Below are 19,511 nucleotides of genomic sequence, written 5' to 3'. Positions count from 1 at the left end.
TTCACCCTGCCGTCATGGACACAGCGAGCACCTACGACCCCCAGGCGCCCGTCGGCGGCCCCGTCTCCCGGACACGCCGCGCCCTGGCCACCGAGGCCGTGCACGCCGGCCGCGACGACCTCGCCGGCCAGGGCCTGCACGCCCCGCCGATCGACCTGTCCACCACCTACCCGTCGTACGACAGCCGCGCCGAGGCCGCCCGCGTCGACGCCTTCGCCGCCGCCGGCGCGGACCCGGCGGGAGCGCCGGTCTACGGACGCCTCGGCAACCCGACGGTGGCCCGCTTCGAGACCGCCCTGGCCCGCCTGGAGGGCACCGGGGCCGCGGTCGCCTTCGCCAGCGGCATGGCCGCCCTGACCGCCGTCCTCCTGGCCCGCGTGGCCGCCGGCCTGCGCCATGTCGTCGCGGTACGGCCCCTGTACGGCTGCAGCGACCACCTGCTCACCGCCGGGCTCCTCGGCACCGAGGTCACCTGGACCGACCCGGCCGGGATCACCGACGCGCTGCGCCCCGACACCGGCCTGGTGCTGGTCGAGTCCCCGGCCAACCCGACCCTCGCCGAACTCGACCTGCGGGCCGTCGCCCATGCCTGCGGCACGGTGCCGCTGCTCGCCGACAACACCTTCGCCACCCCCGTGCTGCAGCGCCCCGCCGAACTCGGCGCCCGGCTGGTGCTGCACAGCGCCACCAAGTACCTCGGCGGCCACGGCGACGTGCTCGGCGGAGTGGTCGCCTGTGACGAGGAGTTCGCCGGGCAGCTCCGGAAGATACGGTTCGCCACCGGCGGCGTCCTGCACCCGCTCGCCGGCTACCTGCTGCTGCGCGGCCTCGCCACCCTCCCGGTCCGGGTCCGTGCCGCCTCCGCCACCGCCGCCGAACTGGCCCACCGCCTCACCGCCGACCCGCGCGTCGCCCGCGTCCACTACCCGCGACTGGGCGGCGCGATGATCGCCTTCGAGGTCTACGACGACCCGCACGAGGTCATCTCCCGGGTGCGCCTGATCACCCCCGCCGTCAGCCTCGGCAGCGTCGACACCCTCATCCAGCACCCGGCCTCCATCAGCCACCGCGTCGTCGACGAGGGCGACCGCCGGAACGCCGGGGTGAACGACCGGCTGCTGCGTCTGTCGGTGGGCCTGGAGGACGCGGACGATCTGTGGCACGACCTGGACGCCGCCCTGGGCGAGTTGTGTCCCTAGCGGGAGCGGGCCTGCGGGGTTCCCGGCCTCGGCGGGGACAGCGCCGAGCGGAGCTGCCTGCGGGAGGTCACCCCGAGCTTGGCGAAGACATTGCCCAGGTGCCACTCCACCGTGCGGGGGCTGATGAACAGCCGGGCGGCGATCTCGGAGTTGGTGTGGTCTCCGGCCAGCCTGGCGATCTGCACTTCCTGGCTGGTGAGTCCGGCGCCGGACCCGGCCGTTCGCTTGCGAACGGTCTCACCGGTCGCCAGGAGCTCGCGGCGGGCGCGGTCGGCGAAGGCGTCGGCTCCGAACCGGCTGAACGCCTCGTAGGCCAGGCGCAGTTGGGCGCGGCCCTGCTGCCGGCGGTGCCGGCGCCGCAGCCACTCGCCGTACAGCAGACGGGCGCGGGCCAGCTGGACCGCCACGCGGGAGCGTCCGAGACGCTCGATCGCCTCCCGGTAGAGCGCGTCGGCGGCGGCGTCGTCGCTCAGCAACGCACGCGAGCAGGCCCCGGTGCCCAGGGCCCACTCGGTACCGCTCGCCCGAGTGCGCTCGGTGAGATCCGCCAGGGCCGCCTCGCCCGCCTCGGGCCGCCCGCTGCGGGCGGCCGCCTCGACCAGCTCGGCCAGCGCCCAGCCGAACAGGCCCAGGTCCTCGTACCGGCAGGCGCGTGCGGCGGCCGCCAGCGCGTCGTCGTACCGGCCGAGCCCGTTGTACAGCAGCGCGGTGGCGTACTCGGCCACGCCCACCACGCGGCCCTCACCCCGGGGGCGCACCTCTTCGAGGGTGGTCTCGATCAGTGCCCTGGCCGGCTGCGCCTGTCCCCGCCAGGCAGCGAGCATCAGCGACGTGTACATCATGGGCACGCCGCCCACCGCGTCGGAGATCGCGGTGGCCTCGTCGATCAGTTCCGCCGCGGTGTCGAACTCGCCGGCCAGGACGTGGAAGCACGCCTGGTAGGTCAGCGCCATCGGCAGGACGGCGAGCGCCCCCGCCCGACGGGCCACGGTGACGGCGTCCGCCGCCAGCTCGTGCCAGGCACCGTCGTTCCACAGCTCGGGTGCGAGCGGCTCGGGCGTCACACGGAACGCCAGCCACAGCCCGTGCCTGTCCGCAGCCGTCGCACCGGTTCTCAGCTCCTGCCGGACGGTGTCCAGCGCCTGCCCGAGGGCGGCCGCGCCGGTGTCGTGGCCGTCCAGGACCCGGCCGGCGATGCCGTCCAGCAGCACGTCGACCATGCGCGGCGGTGACCTCGGCGGTGGTCCTGAGCGGGCCGTCTCGGCCACTTCCCGCAGGTCGGGCCCGTCCCCGAGACGGCCCGCGGAGATCACCGCGCCGAACGTCTCCAGGAGGGTGTCGCGGGCGAGGGCCGCGTCGAGAGGTGCCAGCCGGTTCGCGGCGTCGAGCAGCAGCCGGGGCGCGGCGCCGCCCCGCACCTGGGAGAAGACCAGCCGGGCCCGCAGCCGCTCCAGGCGGGCACGCTGAAGGTCGTCGAGCGGGCCGGTCTCCGCGTCGGTCAGCAGGGAGTGCGCCTGGTCCGCCCCTCCGGCGTCGATGTGGGCCTGGGCCGCCGCCAGTGCACGGTCGGCCCGGCGCACGGGATCGGGAGTCAGCTCCGCCGCCTGGCGCAGGAACGAGGCCGCCGCGGCGATGCCGCCTCTGGCCTGGGCACGGTCGGCGCAGCGCGCCAGGTCTACGGCGACGTCCTCGTCGGGCCGCGGCGTGGCATGCGCACGATGCCAGGCCCTGCGATCGGGATCCAGGAGACCGTCCGTCGCCTCCGCCAGTGCCCGGTGCGCCGCCCGGCGCTCCGGCGCGGCGGCCCGACGGTAGACCGCCGAGCGCACCAGCGGGTGGTGGAAGCGCACCCGGGTGCCGAACTCGACCAGTCCGGCGGCCTCGGCCGGTGCCGCGGCCTGCTCCGGTATCCCCTGCAGAGCGGCGGCGCGCCACAGCAGGTCAGGGTCTCCGGTGGGCTCGGCCGCGGCGGTCAGCAGAAGACGCCGGCTGTCCGCCGGAAGGGACCGGAACCGTCGGTGAACGGCGCTTTCGATGCGGCTCGTCACGGGGCGTCTGCCGGGAAGCCAGAAGCCGCCCGCCAGCTCGGCGGGTGTCAGCGCGCTCGGCAGTTGCAGCAGGGCCATCGGATTGCCGTGCGTCTCGGCGACCATCCGGTCCCGCACCAGCGGGTCGAGCGGCACGTGCACCGCCGAGGCGAGCAGGGCACGCGCGTCGGACTCGCTGAGGCCCTCGACGACCAGTTCCGGCAGGCCGGCCACCTCACGGCTGTCGTCGGCGTCCCGCAGGGCGAAGATCAGGGCCATCGGCTCGGCCGCCAGTCGTCTGGCCACGAACACCAGCACCTGCAGGGACTCCTCGTCCAGCCACTGGGCGTCGTCGACGAGGCAGGCCAGCCGCCGCTCCCTGGCCGTCTCGGCGAGCAGTCCGAGCACGCCCAGCCCCACCAGGAACCGGTTGGGCACCGTGCCGTCCTGGAGTCCGAACGCCACGGACAGCGCGTCGCGCTGCGGACCGGGCAGCCGGTGAGCCGCCCCCAGCAGGGGCGCGCAGAGCTGGTGGAGGCTCGCGAAGGGAAGCTCCATCTCGGTCTCCACACCTGCCACCCGGAGGGTGCGGAACCCGGTGGCCCGGTCGGCCGCGCAGTCCAGCAGCGCGGTCTTGCCGATCCCGGCCTCGCCGCGCAGCACCAGGACCGCGCTGCGGCCCTCCCGCACGGTCGCCAGTGCCTGGTCCAGCGCGGCCAGCTCGTGACTCCGGCCCCGCAGGGCGGCCCGCGAACCGGTGGCCTGTGCATCCATGGATCGATCTTCCCGGAACACCACGTCGGCACGTCATCTCAACGGTATTCCCTTCACGCCCCTTCGGCAGGTGCGTCGTCCCACCCCGGGCCCGGCCACGGGGGTGCGGGAGACCCCGGGGTTTCCCCCGGGGTGACGCGCCGGGATCCGTAGGACTGTGGACGGGCCGGCGGCACCGGGCCGCCGATCGAACACGGAAGACGCACCCCCAACATGTCTGACATTTCGGCAGCGGCGGCCATCCGCCCGTTTATCTGCGAGTTCCCCGAATCGGAGCTCCAGGATCTTCGTGCGCGCATCGAGGCGACGCGCTTCCCCGAGAAGGAGACCGTCACCGACCAGTCGCAGGGCACCCAGCTCGCCACCGTCAAGGAGCTGGCCCGCTACTGGGCCACGGAGTACGACTGGCGCAAGGTCGAGGCGCGGCTGAACTCCTACCCCCAGTTCATCACCGAGATCGACGGACTGGACATCCACTTCGTCCACGTCCGCTCGAAGCACGAGAACGCGCTGCCGGTGATCGTCACGCACGGCTGGCCGGGCTCCGTCGTCGAGCAGCTGAAGATCATCGAGCCGCTCACCGACCCCACCGCGCACGGCGGCTCCGCCCAGGACGCGTTCCACGTGGTCATCCCTTCGATGCCGGGATACGGCTTCTCGGGCAAGCCCACGGCCAAGGGCTGGGGCCCGGAGCGCATCGCCCGGGCCTGGGGTGAGCTGATGAAGCGCCTCGGCTACCCGAAGTACGTGGCACAGGGTGGCGACTGGGGCGCCGTCGTCACCGACCTCATGGGCGTGCAGGAGCCGGAAGGGCTGGTCGGCATCCACACCAACATGCCCAAGGTCGTCCCGCCGGCCGTCGAGCTGGCGATCGTCGCCGGGAATCCGCTGCCGGACGACGTCGTCCTCGCCGACGACGAGCAGAAGCGGGCCGTCGAGCAGCTGGACTTCGTGTACCGGCACGTCTACTACGCCTACATGATGGGCTCACGTCCGCAGTCCCTGGCCGGTCTCGCGGACTCGCCCGTCGGCCTGGCGGCGTTCCTGCTCGACCACGACGCGAAGAGCCTGGCGATGATCTCGCGCTCCTTCGACGGTGTGCGGGAAGGGCTGTCCCGAGACGACGTCCTGGACAACATCACCCTCTTCTGGCTGACGAACACGGCCGTCTCCGCCGCCCGTCTCTACGCGGAGAACACCGCGCCCTTCTTCGGCGCCAAGGGCGTGAAGCTGCCCGTGGCCGTCAGCGTCTTCCCCGACGAGCTCTACCAGGCGCCGGAGAGCTGGGCCAGGGAGGCCTATCCGAACCTCGTCCACTTCAACCGGCTCCCCAGGGGCGGCCACTTCGCCGCCTGGGAACAGCCCGAGCTCCTCGTCGACGAACTCCGCAAGGGCTTCAGCTCTCTCCGCTAGCCCCCACGGGACGGAAGCCTGGCACGTACGGGGCTTCCGTCCCCTGTCACCATGGTTCAAGCCGGCCCGGTGCCCCTTCGGCCGCGGGGCCGTACCCGGGTGCGGCCCCGCCGCGCGGGCGCGACCGGCCCCCACGCACCCGCGGTCGGCGACCGGCCCCGAACCCTACGGCGCGTCGGCCCTTCCGGGGTCACCGGCACCCGAGAGCCACCCCATGGCGGTCACGGCGTCACCCCGCTCCGCCGTCAGCCGGGCCGTGATGACCAGCGTCCCCTCCTCGATCTGATAGTCGAGCGGCAGCCCCAGCCCCCGCATCGCCGCCACCATCCCGGTGTTGGAAGCCTGCGTCACCGCGTACACGCTCTCGCAGCCCGCCTCGACGGCCATCCTCACCAGCCGCGTCAGCAGCTCGCCGCCGACGCCGCGCCGCTGCCAGGCGTCCTCGACGAGCAGCGCCACCTCCGTCTCGTCCCCGTCCCACAGCAGATGCCCGAGGCCGACGATCCGGCCCGACGCGGTCTGCACGGCCAGCGTCCGGCCGAAGCGGGGACTGAGCAGGTGGTTCAGGTACCGGTCGGCGTCCCCGACCGGCCCGTGGTAGCGGAGCCCGAGGGTCCGCGTCGAGCAGCGTTCGTGCATCGCCTTCGCCGCCTCGACGTCACCGGTGTCGGCCCGGCGCACGGTGATCGCCTCGCCCGCGGACAACGCGATCACGTCCTGGCCGTGCGGGATGCGCGGCCCGAGCCGGGCGTCCAGCTCCACCAGTGCCCGCGCCCGCGCGAACTCGGTCGGCGTGAACGGGAGATACGGCCGTTCCACGGTGATCACTCCCCCCTCCGGCGCACGCAGCCGCATCACGGTGTCCTCCAGCGCCCCTTCGACGGGAACCGCCTCGGGGCTCCGGGCCCCGCCGACCGGGTGGGCGGGGAGCGAGCGGATCGTGCACCTTCCCAACAACTGCCGGAGGGCCAGCGGAAGTTCCGCCGCGTCCAGGGCGGTTCGGGTGGCCAGGCCGAGGACCCTGGTCGGCGCGTCCACCAGATCGTGGGCGTCGGCCCGCTCGATCCAGGTGTCCGTGCCCCCGGCCAGCGCGACCGCCCGCGTGATCTCGCGGGCCGTCAGCTCACCCGGAGCCCGCAGCAGGAACTCGTCCACCGTGCTGTCGCCCAGCGGATGCGTCTGCAGGCTCAGGATGTCCACCAGGCGCCCGGCGAGCGCGCCGCACAGCGCCGCGAGCGAACCGGGCTCGTCCCGCACCGTCGTCCGCAGCCGCCACAGCGTGCTCGCCCGGACGCCGGTTCCCGAGGCGACCGTGCCGGGTCCGGCCTGCCGCGTCTCGGGAACGGCCGGCCGGGCGCCGGTATCGGTATCCGTCACCGGGGGTGCGTGACCTGGGCGCCTCGCCCACCAGACATGGAAGCCCGCCGTCGCCGCCAGCACCAGCGCCGAGATCACCAGCAGCGCCGGGCCGTCGGGTCCGTGCCCGACCAGGTTGGCCACCCCGTCGGCCGCCGCGACCGCCGTGAACAGGGCGGCGAGCTCGATGACGTCCCGCCGCCAGTGGTGCACGGGGCGTCCGTTCCTCGTGCGTGTCACATCAGACATGTCTCGATTCATGCAGCCACTGTGAAGCAACGGTGTTGCGTGATCACGAACGCTCTGTGACCGATGGGTAAAGCATGTTTACGTCGCCTATGTACTGGTTTCAATAATTGCCGAGGTCAGCGAAGGACCGGCTCCCGTCCCTCCCGGACGGCCGCCGCCATCGCCAGCGCGTCCCGCAGCCGACGGGCCTGGACCACCAGCCGGGACGAGCCGCGCCGGGCCGCCGCCCCGGCGAGATGCGGCAGCTCACCCCGGGCCCCGGACCGTTCGACGCAGTCGGCGGCGACCGAGAGCAGCTCCCCGAGCCCGCGAGGCGCGCCCGCCGCGCCCGAGGCGCCCGCCGCGCCCGAGGCGCCCGAGGTCCCCCCGGTCGCGAGGTCCGCGAGCAGCACGGGCAGGGTGTGCCGGAGCATCTCCCAGATCGTCGCGTTCGCCCCCGTGGCCGCCGCCGTCCGGGCCGCCTCCGCCAGCCGCAGCGGCTTCACCGCACCGCGCCGGACCAACTGGCCGAGGTCGGCACCGAGCCGCTCCGTGTCGAGCTGTCCGCGGGCGGCGAGCACCAGCAGCGCGTCCACCGCGGCCAGCCGGTCCTCCGGATGCCGCGCGCCCAGCCCGTACGCCACGCACAGGTGCGTGCTCTCGCCCGCCGGGCCGCCGGACTCGGCGAGCAGCGGGAGGGCGGCGGTCGTGCCCCGCTGGTCGCTCATGGTGCTCCAGGACAGGTCCTTCACCAACCGCACGGCCACCAGCTCACGCCGCTCCGGGAGCACGGCCGGCCAGTGCGCGTGGTTCTCCTGCCCCCAGTGGTAGCAGTACCGGCTCTCGCCGAAGGCGGTCACCGGCCGGCCGAGCCGTCGGAAGGCTTCCGGGAAGTCCGCCTGGAATTCCTGGACCTCACCCGACTCGACCAGGATCCGAGGCCCCGAGGTACGGCGGCGGGACGAGGGCGCGGAGGCCTCCTCGGCCGACAGCAGACGCGCGAGCCGGTCGCCTTCCGGTGTGCCGAGCGCGACCGCACGCTCGGCCGCCGCCAGGGCAGCCGCACGGTCCTGGCGGCGTACCCGGAACACGGCCTGGGCGAAGTCCGCGGCACCGACCCGGGCACCCAGCCGACGGTAGGTGTCGAGCCGGTCGACGAGCTCGGCCGGCTCCAGGAGCCCGGTGCTCCACGACGGCGTGGCCAGGAGCAGGGGCTGGGGGTCCGTGCGTATCCGGTGGGCCAGTTCACGCAGCCGGACGTCCAGGACGCGGGAGAACCCGTGGCGTGCGCAGTCGTGGTCGGCCGGCCCGGCCCGCAGCCCGGCGAGCAGGGTGGCCGTGCTCACGGCCCCGTACAGCGTGGCGAGGATCAGTTCGAGGCCGCCCTCGGCGGTGAGCAGACCGCGCCGGGTGTGCCCGAAGTGCTCCTCGCATTGCTGCCGCCGGTACGACTCGGGCTCCCACCACCAGCGGGTCGCCGCCACCGGTTCGAGCGCCTCGCGCAGCGCGTCCTGGTCGCGGTGGGCATGCCGGGCCAGGCCGTCCAGCGCCCGCTCGAACGTGGCCACGTCCCCGTCCGCCGCCAGCAGGGCCGACACCTCCTCGGCGAGTTCCACGGCGGAATCCGGGGCGTCCGCGACCCGGAACGGCTCCGGAGCCGGCGGCAGCACCTCCTCGTACGCCTCGGGCTCCGCCGCGGGCGCGATGCCCAGGGCGGCCGCGGCCCGCACCCGCAGGGCCGGGCTCAGCTGCTCGGCCGCGGCGGCGATGCCGGTCCCGGACGCCGCCTCGCCGCCGAGCCGCTTCGCATGCCGTTCCACCAGCTTCACCGCCCGCTCCTGCACCTGGGTGTCCTCGTGCCCGAACGCCCGGGCCACCGCCGGCAGCAGCTCCGCGGCCGAGGCCGGGTCGCGGGCGAGCACCTTGCCGAGCAGCACCAGCTGGGCGCGCACCAGCTTCTTCTCGGCGCGGAACAGCAGTCCTTCGGAGGCCTCGGCCAGCCGGCTCGCGGTGAGGTCGCCGTCGAGCGCGAGGGCGGCGAGGACCGACTGGGCGTGGGCGGCGACCGGGGAGGCGGCGTCCCGGGCCAGGGCCGTCCAGTCGGCGACCCGCTCGCGCTCCTCCTCCCGGGTGAGGGCGAGCCTGCCCAGCAGCGGCAGGAAGACCCGGTGGTCGGTCGGGCCGCCGCCGCGCAGCAGCCGGGCCACGCAGGCGTCGACCACGGCCTTGCGCTCCAGCACGCCCGCGCTCGTCAGCTCCGCGAGGGCGCTCTGCCAGGAACCGGGACCGTCGCCGAACAGCCAGCGGACCTCGCCGAGATCGGAGAGCTCGAACAGGCCGGTCACCAGCGGCGCGAGGTCGGGCTCGGCGCGCAGCCGGTCGACGAGCGGGACGCGTCCCCAGCCGTGGCCGACGTGCCGGACCCAGCCGACCACGGAGGCGTCCGACACCGGTACCGCGCATCCCGAGCGCCGCGCCAGTCCGGCGATCAGCGGGAACGGCACGTCCGCGGAGACCGGTCGCGCGGCCAGCCGCCGGGCCACGTCCGCCTGCCAGCCGGCGCCCCGGTCCGCCAGCGCCTTCAGCAGCATGTCCGCCGGAGCCTGGCGCCAGCGCATGTCGGCCCCCGTGATCCAGGTCGCGGCCGCCGCGGCCCCCGAGTGGCACATGGCTCCCGCCACCTGGAGCGCCGGACAGGTGCGCTGGGCCCCGCTCTCCCACGGCGCGGCCCGCAGCTCCTTGCGCAGGCCCTGCAACTCGGGCAGCAGCGCCCGTCGTTCGGCATCCGTCAACTTCTCCACCAGGAGCGCCGTCTCCCCGACGCGCCCCGCCCGTACCGCCTCCAGCACCGCGCTCATCACGCACCCCCGCCGATCTCCGCCATGCCCTGTGCCACGTCCTGTGCCACGTTCCGCTTCACGTCCTGCTCCACCGCGGCCCCCCTGCGCACCATCCGCACCGCCAGCGCGTGCTTGCACGGACCGCGGCCGCCCCGGTACTTCGCCCACCACAGACAACTGCAGCTCAGCACCCCCGCCGTCTCCCGCACCCGGTGCACATGACCGTCCTCGGCCGTCACCGTGGCCGGCTCGCCGTCCAGGGCCACCGCTCCGGCGGCCACCAGGGCCCGCGCCGACCGCAGCCGGGGGTTGTGCCGCTCCACGCGCCCCGCGTCGTAGGGCAGTTCGCGGTGGAAGTAGGCGGCCTCCGCCGTGTCGTAGCCGACGCGTCCCGAGGTCCCGAGGCGGACCAGGGCCGCGCGGATCCGCTCCGGGGAGAGGCCGGCGGAGGCGGCGAGGTCGGTGACGTCGACACGGGGCTCCCAGGCCAGCAGGACCGCGATCAGCTCCGCGTCCTCGGCGGCCTCGTCGGTGGCCAGCGCGTCCAGCACCCCGCCCTCGCCCGAGAACCCCCGGGCCGGGTCCGGCGACAGGGTGAGCGTGAGCCGCATGCCCGGCAGCACCACCTCCCAGGCGGCGGCCGTACCGGCGGCGGCGAGGGCGCCCTGCGGGCCGTAGACGCGCAGGGCCGTCGCATGGCGCAGCACCCGCTGCAACGCGGCCAGCCGGCCTGGTCCCGGCAGGCACACCGCGCCCGGCACCGGCCGTGTCGTCGGCCGCAGCCCCCGGCCCACCGGCACCACCCAGCCGGGACCGGCCGGGCCCCGGCGTGCGGTTGCGCCGCTGGGGAGCGAGCGCAGGAACCGCACCGCCTCGTCCGCCGACAGTTCGGCCCGCAGATCGAACCCGGCGGCTATGACCTGCGCCTCGGCGAAGCCGCGCAGCCAGCGGTCGGGGAGCGGGACCTTCTTCTCCACCACCGGGCCGGCCAGCGTGGTGACCGCCAACTCCTCGGGGCCGACCCGCAGATGGAGTGGATCGTCCGAGCCGAGCCGGGAGAGCGCCTCCCGCAGCGGGTTGTTGACGTCGACGTTCGTCGTGCCGTGGCCCACCTCGCCGCCGTCCAGGCCCGGGCCGAGGACGTCCAGGCGGGCGTACACCCCGCCGCAGCCGGAGAAGGACTCGAAGCGCAGCCGGTCGCCGTTGCCCGTCACCACCGGGTCCAGCGAGGCGCGCAGCTGCGGCTGGTAGTACCGCGCGGCGGCCACGTCGGCCACCGCGAGCAGCCCGGCCGCGGCCACCTGAGGGGAGGTCAGGAAGCCCGCGAAGAACCGCGGATGGTCCTGGATCCCGGTGGGAGTCGCACCCCGGGAGGTCTCGAGCCCGAGACGGCGGCCGCCGGCGCCGGAGCGCAGCACGGAGGGTTGGCGATAGGCCACGGCCTGTGAAGATCGCGTCATGGAAAAACCGTAGAGGCGGCCACTGACAATCGGCTCCGACCTGCGTGAGAGCCGGTGAGGGCGGCTCTGCGGGCGGGCAGGTTCGGAGCATGCGGCAGGGCCGCGCGCCGGGGGATGACGCCGGTGCGCGGCCCTGGGCAAAGCGTACGGGAGTTACTGGCCGACGCGGCCCGGCTGCAACCTCCGCGTGAAGAGCACGGTGCCGTCGTACTCGCGCAGACGCACCGTCAGTTCACCGCTGTCACCGTCGATGTCGACCTCGCCGAAGAACTGGTAGCCCTCGGCGGGTGACACGTTCGAGGCGGTCGGCGCCTTGACGAACACCCGGTCGGGGCCGAAGGTGCCGTCCAGCGCACTGGCCGGGAAGGCACCGGCGTTCAGCGGGCCGGAGACGAACTCCCAGAACGGCGCGAAGTCCTTGAACGCGGCCCGCGACGGGTCGTAGTGCTGGGCCGAGGTGTGGTGGACGTCGGCCGTCAGCCACACCGTGCCGGTGATCCTCCGGTGCTTGACGTACCGCAGCAGCTCCGCGATCTGCAGCTCACGGCCGAGCGGCGCGCCCGGGTCGCCCTGGGCGACGGCCTCGAAGTTCGCCTTGCCCTCGACCGGGTCCGGCACGACCAGTCCGATCGGCATGTCCGCGGCGATCACCTTCCACACCGCACGCGACCGGGACAGCTCGCGCTTGAGCCACGCCAGCTGCTCGGCCCCGAGGATGCCCTGCCGGTCGGTGGTCTGGTCGTCGGGCGAGTTCGCGTCGCGGTACGTCCGCATGTCCAGCACGAACACGTCCAGGAGCGGGCCGTGGTGGTGGACGCGGTAGATCCGGCCGTCCGGGCGGCCGCTGATCGTGGAGATCGGGAAGTACTCGGAGAACGCCCGCCGGGAGCGCACCGCCATGTCGTCGAGCCTGGTGCCGGCCGGGTAGGGGGTGCCGGTGCCGATGACCTCGCCCGGGTACCAGTTGTTGCGGACCTCGTGGTCGTCCCACTGGATGACGTTCGGGACCTGGGCGTTGAACCGGCGCAGCGCCTGGTCCAGCAGGTTGTAGCGGAAGTTGCCGCGGAAGTCCTCCAGGGTGACCGCGACGTGCGACTTGGCCTCGGAGGTGACGTTGCGGTACAGGCTGCCGTCGGGCAGCGCCTGGGTCGCCGTGATCACGCCGTCGGCGTAGATGTTGTCACCGCTGCACAGGAAGAAGTCCGGGTCCAGCTTCGCCATCGCGTCGAAGATGCGGTAGCCGCCGATGGACTCGTTGATGCCCCAGCCCTGCCCGGCCAGGTCGCCGGACCACAGGAACCTCACGCCCTGTCGGCGGCGCGCGGACGCGGTGCGGAAGGTGCCGGTGACCGGTTCGCCGGTGCGGCGCGGGTCGTCGGGGTCGGCGAGCCGCACCCGGTAGTGGATCTGCTCGCCGGACGGCAGCCCGTGCAGCCGCGTGGTGCCGGTGAAGTCGCTGTCCACGCCGAGCAGCGGACCGCGCCAGGTGCGCGCGTTGCGGAACGACTCCGTGGCCGAGGTCTCCACGATCATCCGGGCCGGCCGGTCCGAACGGACCCACACCAGGCCGGAGTCGGCGGTCACGTCGCCCGCCTGCACGCCCCAGTCGGCGCGGGGACGCCCGGACAGTGCGAACGCCGGCGCGGAGCCGAGCGCCGTGGGCAGGGCCAGGGCAGCCGACGCGGCGAGGGAGCCGCGCAGCACACTGCGGCGGCCAGGGAGCGAAAGGGACATGGATGGGCCTCCAGAAGGGGATCCGGCCAGGGGTGCACAGCCACAACTACGGGGACACCGCAGCGCACACGCAAACCGCGAGTGAACAACTGACAGGCCCCGCAGGCGCTGTCCCTTCGCAGGGCGGCCGTGCCGCCGTCACTCGGCCGTCGCCTCCGCCATCACCCGCACGCCCTCCCGGATCCGTGCCGCCGGCAGGTGCGCGTACCCCAGCACCAGCCGTACGCCGGGCTCGTCGCCGGGCGGCGGTCCGGCGGTCGCCGGCCAGGTCCCGCCCGCCGGGTGCGTGCACGCGCTCAGCGGACGCAGCGCGACGCCGGCCGCCGCCGCCCGGCGCAAGAAACGGCTCTCCGGCCCGTACCGGTCGGGCAGTTCGGCGATGGCGTGCAGCCCCGCGGCGATCCCCGACACACGCGCGTGCGGGAAGTGCTCGGCCAGGGCCGCGACCAGGGCGTCCCGCCGCTCCCGGTAGGCGCGCTGGCAGCGGCGCAGCTGCCGGTCGTATTCGCCGCACTCCAGGAACCGGGCGAACACCGCCTGGTCGAGGGAGGGATGCCCCAGGTCCATGGTCCGCTTGCGTTCGACGACCGCGTCCGTCAGGGACTCCGGCACCAGCAGCCAGCCCAGCCGCAGTCCGGGGGCGAGGGACTTGCTGACCGACCCCGTGTACGCCACGCGTTCCGGGTCCAGGCCCTGGAGGGCGCCGACCGGGGCCCGGTCGTAACGGAAGTCGCCGTCGTAGTCGTCCTCCAGGAGCAGCCCGTCCACCGAGCGGGCCCAGTCCAGCAGCCGGGCGCGGCGACCGGGGGAGCAGGCGATCCCGGTCGGGTACTGGTGGGCGGGCGTCGTCACCGCCGCGCGGACGCCGGACGCGTGCAGCGGGCCCGGCGCCAGGCCCTCGGCGTCCAGGGGCAGCGGGACGGTGCGCAGCCCGGCCGCCGCGTACAGGGCGTCGTGCTGCGGGCTGCCGGGGTCCTCCACGCCGATCTCGCGCACCCCGCGCGCGTGCAGCACGGATCCGAGCAGCGCCGCCGCCTGCGCCACTCCGGAGACGATCACGAGCCGTTCCGGGTCGGCGACCACGCCCCGGCGCCGGGCCAGGAGTTCGGCGAGGGCCGAGCGCAGCCGGGGCAGTCCGCGCGGGTCCGGATAGCCGAGGTCGTGGTGCGGCAGCCCGGCCAGCACCTCGCGCTGGGCGGTGGCCCAGGCGGCGCGCGGGAACAGCGACAGGTCCGGCGACCCCGGCACGAAGTCCACCCGCAGGCCGTGCGGGCGCGGCGCGAGGTCACGCGCGCGGGGCGCCGCCGCCCGCACGGCACCGCCCACCCAGGTCCCCGCCCCCCGCCCGCTGCGCAGGTAGCCCTCTGCCGTCAGCTGCTCGTACGCCTCCGTGACCAGCCCCCGCGACACCCCGAGGTCCTGGGCCAGCTCGCGGCTGGACGGCAGCCGGGTGCCCGGCGCGAGCCGCCCCGCCCGGATCGCCTCCCGCAGCGCCGTCTGGAGGAAACGCCCACGGGCGCGGGCCGGTGCCGAGGCGGCCGGCAGCAGCAGCTCCCACGCGGCGGAGCCCGGCAGGCCGGCCGGATTGGTCCCCGATGACGTCATGGCAGTGGACCTTAATCCGGGCCGCCCGGGTTCCTAGCGTCGTCGTCATGAACGCGACCACCACGCGCGGCGCCCTGCCGACCGCGCTCGCCTACGTGCTCGTCGGCGCCTCCTTCACCGCCAACAGCGTGCTGGGCCACTACCCCTACGCGGGCGGCCAGTTCCTCCGCTACGCACTGGCCTGCCTGCTGCTGGTGCCGTTCGTCGGGCGGGGTGCGGCCGGGCGGCTGCGCGGGCTCGGCGCCCGCGGGTGGCTGCGGTCGGCCCTGCTGGCCGCCGTCGGGATGGTGGGCTTCAACCTCGCGGTTCTCGCGGCCGAGCGCACCGCGGAACCGGCGGTGCCGGGCGTGTTCGTCGGCTGCGCGCCGGTGGTGGTCGCGGTCCTGGTCCCGCTCCTGGCCGGCCGTCGGCCCGAACGGCGGGTGTTCCACGGGGCGTTGCTGGTCGCGGCCGGTGCCTTCGCGGTCCAGGGCTGGGGGCGGACGGACGCCGCCGGTCTCGCCTTCTCGGGGTGCGCCCTGGCCGGTGAGGTCGGGTTCGCGGTGCTCGCGGGACCGGTGCTGCGCGCGCTCGGCCCCCGGCTGCTGACCGCCGTCGTGTGCGCCCTCGCCGCGGCCGAGGCGGCGGCCACCGGGGCGGTGCTCGACGGCGGGGCGTGGCTGCGGCGGCCCGACGGCACGGAGGCGGCCGCGCTGCTGTGGCAGGCGGCGGTCGTCACCGTCGTCGGGTTCGTGTGCTGGTACCTGGGCGTCCAGCGGATCGGCACGGAGCGTGCGACGCTGTTCACCGGCCTCGTCCCGCTGGCCGCCGTCTGCACCGCCCCGCTCGTCGGAACCGGCTCCTACGGCGTCGCCCAGGCCGTCGGCGGGGCCCTGGTGGGTGCCGGGGTCGCCCTGGGCGCCGGCGCCCGGCCGCGGCCCGGCGCCCCGGCGGACACGGTCACCCACCGGCCGACGAGGATTCCGGCTCGCCTCGGCGGCCGTCGGTCAGCGGCTGCCGTCGAGGATGACGCGGGCGACCAGCGCCGGGTCGTCGTTCATCGGGCAGTGCCCGCAGCCGGGCAGCCGGACCAGCCGGGCCTTGGGGATGATCTGCTTGGCCCGCACCCCCTGGCGGCGCACCAGCAGCATGTCCCGGGTGCCCCAGCCCACGGTGACCGGGATGCCGGGGACGTCGTCGGTGAACTGGACGGCGGCACCCGCCCGCAGGGTCTCGGCGAATCCGCTGGCACGGGCGAGGGCCAGCGTCTCGGCGACCACGGCCTCGGGTGAACGGCGCGCAGGGCGGGCATAGATGGTGCTCGTCAGGGCGGCCCGCCCGGCGGCCGACCGGGACAGCTGCTCGACCAGCGGGAGCGGCAGCCGCTCCGCGATCCGCCGCATGGCGATGAGCACACCGAAGGCGTACCGGCGCTCGGCCTGCGACCAGAACCCGGCGGGGGAGAGGGCGGTGACGGACCGTACGAGCTTCTCGCGGCCCAGCTCCAGCGCCAGCAGCCCGCCGAGCGAGTTGCCCGCCACGTGCGGCCGGTCCAGCTCCAGGGCCTCGAACAGGGCGCCGAGCAGTGCGTTGGTCGTCGGCAGGTCGTAGGCGAGGCCGTCGGGCAGCGCCGGGGAGGCGCCGAACCCTGGCAGGTCCACGGCGATCACGTCCCGCTCGGTCGCGAGGATGTCCACCACGGGGTCCCAGGCCTGCCGGTGATGCCCTATGCCGTGGATGAGGACCAGCGGTTCGCCGCGGCCCACGCGCGCGTACGAGACGGTCACATCCTGCCGGCCGTGCGCGGCCGGGGCTTTGAACGAGACGGTGGCGGACATGGGGGCTCCTCGTCTGGCGACTTCGGCGGACGCCGTAGACAGCTTGTCAGCAATTGCTACTGACGGGTAGTCCCCGGTGGGGCGTGTCGTGGGCCGGCCCTCGCCGTCAACGCGCCGGCCACCTCCGAACCCGGGCCGCCGGGCTCCGGCCCATTGTGGGCCGACGGCGCGGGACACGCTGCGATTCGGCCCTGACATGCGAGAACGTGTCGGACGCGCGACGGGTGATACCGCGGCACAGGCCGCCGTTCGCCCCGCTCCGGGCCGCTTCCCGCCGTGCGGCGGGAGCTTTGCCGCCATGTCACGAAAACGCACCCGCGCGAACGCCGCGTGAACGCTCTGTGGCACCGCTTTCTATGCGTTGACCCAGGGATCGAGGATTGGTCTTGACCAAGGGTCTGCGCCGCCCTATCGTCGCAGATAAGTAAAACAACCTTTAATAAACAAGGGCGCTAAAACGCCGCCGGACCACGGCGATTGCGGAGGACAGGGTGGGGACCACGCAGCTGGAATCGGTGCCGGAACCGAAGTACTGGCATCTCAAGACCGTGCTCAGTGAGGCACTGGACTCGGAGTTCTCGGTCGGCGAGATCCTGCCCAACGAGCGCGACCTCGCCGCCCGCTTCGGCGTGGCCCGCGCCACCCTCCGCCAGGCACTCGAACAGCTCGAACTGGAGGGCCGGCTGCAGCGCCGCCGCGGTGTCGGCACCACGGTCGCGCCCCCGCGCATGGGCGTGGCGGTCGGCACCGACCAGCACGCCTGGCCGGGCGCCACGGGGGACGCCTGGCAGCCCGCCGACTGCACCCTCGCGGTGCCGCCCGCGGCCGTCGCGACCGCCCTGGAGACCGGCTCCGAGGAGCCCGTGCACATCGTGCGCCGCTCCCGCGTCTCGCACGGCCAGCCCGTCGCCGCCGAACTGCTCTACATCCCGGCGGCCTCGGTCCCGGAGCTGACGGCGATCGACGCGCCGTCCGGAGCGCCCCGCGCACGTGCGGTCCTGCGTGAGCTGCAGCGCCTGGAGCTCGAGGGCCAGGACCGCGCCGTGGAGCTCGGCTCGGCCCGCGCGGACGACGCCAAGGAGCTCGACCGGCTCCCGGGCGCCCCGGTGCTCGTCGTCACGACCCGGTTCCTCGCCGCCGGCCGTACCGCCGCGCTCTCCGTCGCCACCTACCGCGCCGACACCTGCCGGCTGACCTTCGGTGACACCGGCGGCGTGGAGATCCACCACGGCCCCGAGCGGCAGGCCTCCTAGCTCGCCACCGCGCCGGACGACCGGACCGCGCCCCGGACCACCTCCGGGGCGACGCGTCTCCCGGCCCGGCGCCGCCGGTCAGCGGCGCGCGGTGACCGTCCCGTCGACCGCGAAGAGCTGTTCCTCCACATGGTCGAGGGCGAGCCGCAGCGCGCCCGTCGCCACCGCCGCCTCACCGAGCAGGGAGAGCGCCACCCGGGGCGGCCGCAGACAGTACCGGGCCAGCTCGCGGCGCAGCGGCTCCAGGACACCGTCCAGCCCGGCCGCCCAGCCGCCGATCACCACCAGCTCCGGGTCCAGCGCGAGGACCAGCGCGGCCACGTCGTGGACCAGCCGCTGGATGAACCGGTCGACGGCCGCCCGCGCCCGCGCGTCCCCCTTGCGGGCCAGCGCGAACACCTCGGCGACCGCCTGCTCGTCCAGCGGGTGCAGCGGCTCGTCGGTGGTCGACAGCAGCGTCTCCGGGGTCACCTCCCGGCCCAGCAGGTGCAGGGCGCCGATCTCCCCTGCCGCCCCGCCGTACCCCCGGTGCAGCCGCCCGCCGATCAGCGATCCGGCGCCCGGACTCAGCCCGGCCATCACCATCACCACGTCGTCGGAATCGGTGGCGGCACCCTTCCAATGCTCGGCCACGGCCGCCGTGTTGGCGTCGTTCTCCACCAGGACCGGGCACTTGAAGGACCGGCTCAGCCGCTCGCCGAGCGGCAGTCCCGTCCACTCCGGCAGCGCGGTGCCCAGCCGCACCAGGCCGTCCGCCTCGACGATGCCGGGGGTGCCGACCCCGACGGCCCGCAGCGAACTGCGCGCGACCCCGGCCCGGCGCAGCAGTTCGGCGACGGCGGTGCGCAGCCGCTCCAGCCGCTCGTCGGCGTCGGCCGACTCGTCGACCTCCTTGGCCTGCGCCCCCAGCACCCGCCCGTCCAGATCGGACAGGAGCGCGGCGACGCGGTGCGGGCCTATCTCCAGGCCCAGCAGGTGTCCGGCCTCGGCCCGGAACCGGAACCGCCGCGCCGGCCGCCCCTGCTTCCGGGTGGCGCCCTCCTCGGCCGCCGTCTCGACGACCAGTCCGGCCTCGATGAGCCCCTCCACGACCCCCTCTACGGTCGGCCGGGACAGCCCCGTCACGCGGGTGATCTCGGTGAGCGTCGCACAGTCCGTGGCCCGCAACGCGTGCAGCACCACCGCGGAATTGATCCTTCGCAGCAGAGACGGATCACCGCCGGTCAATCCCGCCAAGGTCCGTCCTCCCAGCTTGCCCCGCACGTTGGCCGGATCGTACTTCGGTGCCGTCGACCCAGGCGAGTGCCGGATGCCTTCGATCTGCCGGAGATCCGCGATCAGCGGGGCGTGACCACGGCCGGTCGCGGCCGGACCGGCCGCGACCGGCCGGCCCGACTCCGACTCACTTCGCGCACGGCTCGTGGAATCCCCGACGCGCCACGTCCGCCTCGGCCGGATCGGCTGACTCGGTTCGGTCGCCACGTCGACCGGCAGGGCGGGGCGCGGTGGCGCGCACGTGCCGCGACGCGCCGAGCGGCTCCGATTGTCATGTCACGTTGCCTACCAGGACGCTATGGTTGTCTCTGCCCAGCGAGGGACTGGTTGCGGCACGAGGACCGCCGGTGAGGACCGGTGGCGGTGTGTCGACCGGGGGTGGGTTTGGCGACTTGTGAGGCCGGCCGGGCTGCGTTGGGGGAGCGGTCCCATACGTCTCCACCGGGCCGGCCCTATCGTGCGGTGCCGGGCCCGACGGTCCTGGCCGACGTCGCGGTGAACACTCGTCGGATTGTCGGCCCGTCTGGTGC

General features: G+C 74.7%; 11 protein-coding genes and 1 pseudogene. 4 read left to right on the top strand and 8 right to left on the bottom strand.

Translation table 11 applies throughout. The features are described 5' to 3' along the window. Positions 1–14: 14 nt before the first annotated feature. On the top strand, positions 15–1,199 hold the full coding sequence (locus AB0472_RS18930; protein WP_366357595.1) for a PLP-dependent transferase: 1,185 nt from the start codon (positions 15–17) through the stop codon (positions 1,197–1,199). Here AB0472_RS18930 and AB0472_RS18925 read toward each other — a convergent pair. Further along, entirely contained in the window at positions 1,196–4,000 is a 2,805-nt protein-coding gene (locus AB0472_RS18925; RefSeq protein WP_366357594.1) for a LuxR family transcriptional regulator, read from the bottom strand. The genes AB0472_RS18930 and AB0472_RS18925 overlap by 4 nt on opposite strands. Before the next feature lie 213 nt (positions 4,001–4,213). Between AB0472_RS18925 and AB0472_RS18920 the strand changes: the two genes are divergently transcribed. Next, positions 4,214–5,413, top strand: a complete 1,200-nt coding sequence (locus AB0472_RS18920) for an epoxide hydrolase family protein (RefSeq protein WP_366357593.1) — start codon at positions 4,214–4,216, stop codon at positions 5,411–5,413. Positions 5,414–5,578: 165 nt separating this feature from the next. On the opposite strand, the gene AB0472_RS18915 is transcribed toward AB0472_RS18920, so the two are convergent. From AB0472_RS18915 to AB0472_RS18895, 5 genes are all read right to left on the bottom strand, one after another. After that, on the bottom strand, positions 5,579–7,018 hold the full coding sequence (locus AB0472_RS18915; RefSeq protein WP_366357592.1) for a GNAT family N-acetyltransferase: 1,440 nt from the start codon (positions 7,016–7,018) through the stop codon (positions 5,579–5,581). Between the two features lie 116 nt (positions 7,019–7,134). Then, positions 7,135–9,855, bottom strand: a complete 2,721-nt coding sequence (locus AB0472_RS18910) for a DUF6493 family protein (protein WP_366357591.1) — start codon at positions 9,853–9,855, stop codon at positions 7,135–7,137. Next, entirely contained in the window at positions 9,855–11,297 is a 1,443-nt protein-coding gene (locus AB0472_RS18905; protein ID WP_366357590.1) for an SWIM zinc finger family protein, read from the bottom strand. The genes AB0472_RS18910 and AB0472_RS18905 overlap by 1 nt, the downstream gene beginning before the upstream one ends. Positions 11,298–11,450: 153 nt before the next feature. Beyond that, complete coding sequence (locus AB0472_RS18900) at positions 11,451–13,031, bottom strand: alkaline phosphatase D family protein (RefSeq protein ID WP_366357589.1); 1,581 nt, start codon at positions 13,029–13,031, stop codon at positions 11,451–11,453. 138 nt (positions 13,032–13,169) lie between these two features. Beyond that, the gene (locus AB0472_RS18895) at positions 13,170–14,636 is read right to left on the bottom strand and encodes a PLP-dependent aminotransferase family protein (protein ID WP_366357588.1); all 1,467 of its coding nucleotides are present in this window, start codon (positions 14,634–14,636) and stop codon (positions 13,170–13,172) included. On the opposite strand from AB0472_RS18895, the pseudogene AB0472_RS18890 reads away from it, so the two are divergent. Next, positions 14,627–15,520, top strand: a pseudogene (locus AB0472_RS18890) (EamA family transporter); the annotation flags it as partial. The gene AB0472_RS18895 and the pseudogene AB0472_RS18890 sit on opposite strands and share 10 nt — an antisense overlap. Positions 15,521–15,622: 102 nt before the next feature. Here the strand turns inward: AB0472_RS18890 and AB0472_RS18885 are convergent. Further along, positions 15,623–16,453, bottom strand: a complete 831-nt coding sequence (locus AB0472_RS18885) for an alpha/beta fold hydrolase (protein ID WP_366357587.1) — start codon at positions 16,451–16,453, stop codon at positions 15,623–15,625. 491 nt (positions 16,454–16,944) lie between these two features. Here AB0472_RS18885 and AB0472_RS18880 point away from each other — a divergent pair, with 491 nt between their 5' ends. After that, the gene (locus tag AB0472_RS18880) at positions 16,945–17,706 is read left to right on the top strand and encodes a GntR family transcriptional regulator (protein WP_366357586.1); all 762 of its coding nucleotides are present in this window, start codon (positions 16,945–16,947) and stop codon (positions 17,704–17,706) included. A 78-nt stretch (positions 17,707–17,784) separates the two neighbouring features. Here AB0472_RS18880 and AB0472_RS18875 read toward each other — a convergent pair whose 3' ends face one another. Beyond that, a complete protein-coding gene (locus tag AB0472_RS18875; protein WP_366357585.1) occupies positions 17,785–18,942 on the bottom strand; it encodes an ROK family transcriptional regulator in 1,158 nt (385 codons plus the stop codon). Positions 18,943–19,511 lie beyond the last annotated feature (569 nt).

This window comes from Streptomyces sp. NPDC086777 (assembly GCF_040702065.1).
In the GTDB taxonomy this organism is placed as follows: Bacteria; Actinomycetota; Actinomycetes; order Streptomycetales; family Streptomycetaceae; genus Streptomyces.
The sequence above is the reverse complement of the archived record's forward strand: the minus strand, read 5'-3'. Positions and strand labels throughout refer to the sequence as shown.

Bases quoted from the DNA above. Each gene is read 5' to 3' on its own strand.
- AB0472_RS18930 (WP_366357595.1), top strand. From the start codon at position 15: ATGGACACAGCGAGCACCTACGACCCCCAGGCGCCCGTCGGCGGCCCC.
- AB0472_RS18925 (WP_366357594.1), bottom strand. From the start codon at position 4,000: ATGGATGCACAGGCCACCGGTTCGCGGGCCGCCCTGCGGGGCCGGAGT.
- AB0472_RS18920 (WP_366357593.1), top strand. From the start codon at position 4,214: ATGTCTGACATTTCGGCAGCGGCGGCCATCCGCCCGTTTATCTGCGAG.
- AB0472_RS18915 (WP_366357592.1), bottom strand. From the start codon at position 7,018: ATGTCTGATGTGACACGCACGAGGAACGGACGCCCCGTGCACCACTGG.
- AB0472_RS18910 (WP_366357591.1), bottom strand. From the start codon at position 9,855: ATGAGCGCGGTGCTGGAGGCGGTACGGGCGGGGCGCGTCGGGGAGACG.
- AB0472_RS18905 (WP_366357590.1), bottom strand. From the start codon at position 11,297: ATGACGCGATCTTCACAGGCCGTGGCCTATCGCCAACCCTCCGTGCTG.
- AB0472_RS18900 (WP_366357589.1), bottom strand. From the start codon at position 13,031: ATGTCCCTTTCGCTCCCTGGCCGCCGCAGTGTGCTGCGCGGCTCCCTC.
- AB0472_RS18895 (WP_366357588.1), bottom strand. From the start codon at position 14,636: ATGACGTCATCGGGGACCAATCCGGCCGGCCTGCCGGGCTCCGCCGCG.
- AB0472_RS18885 (WP_366357587.1), bottom strand. From the start codon at position 16,453: ATGTCCGCCACCGTCTCGTTCAAAGCCCCGGCCGCGCACGGCCGGCAG.